The following is a 552-nucleotide window of genomic DNA, read 5'->3' as shown; positions in this document are numbered from 1 at the left end:
GTCATTGTCGGGGCGTCCCTGGCCGGCCTGTCGGCCGCGCGGGCCGCGCGCAGCCTCGGGTTCGGCGGGCGTGTGGTGATCATCGGTGATGAGCTGCAGCGTCCCTACGACCGTCCGCCGCTGTCGAAGGACTTCCTGGCCGGGCGGATCGAGATCGCGGATCTGACCCTGGAGACCGACACCGAGGCCCTGGAGGCGGAGTGGGTCCTCGGGACCCGGGCGGTGTCCTTCGATCCGTCCACCCGCACGGTCCACCTGGAGGACGGGGGCATGGTCCACGCCGAGGCCCTGGTCATCGCCACCGGTGCCTCGCCGCGGAACCTGCCCCAGATCGCGGGCGCGGACAACGTGGTGACCCTGCGCACCATCGCCGACGCGCAGAAGTTGCGCGAGCTGGTGCGCGCGGGGGGCCGGATGGTCGTCATCGGCGCCGGGTTCATCGGCGCCGAGGTCGCCTCCACCGCCCACTCCCTGGGCATGGAGGTCACCGTGGTGGAGAAGTCCCCGACCCCGCTGTGCGGGCCGCTGGGCGCCCAGCTGGGCGCGGTCGTG

1 protein-coding gene is annotated in these 552 nt (G+C 73.2%); it reads left to right on the top strand.

What is annotated here, in order from left to right; genetic code table 11:
* A partial coding sequence (locus RCG67_RS17265; RefSeq protein WP_368828040.1) for an NAD(P)/FAD-dependent oxidoreductase occupies positions 1-552 on the top strand: 552 nt, incomplete at both ends.

Source organism: Kocuria cellulosilytica (genome assembly GCF_040981245.1).
GTDB lineage: Bacteria > Actinomycetota > Actinomycetes > Actinomycetales > Micrococcaceae > Kocuria > Kocuria cellulosilytica.
This window is presented reverse-complemented; position numbering and strand designations above follow the sequence as displayed.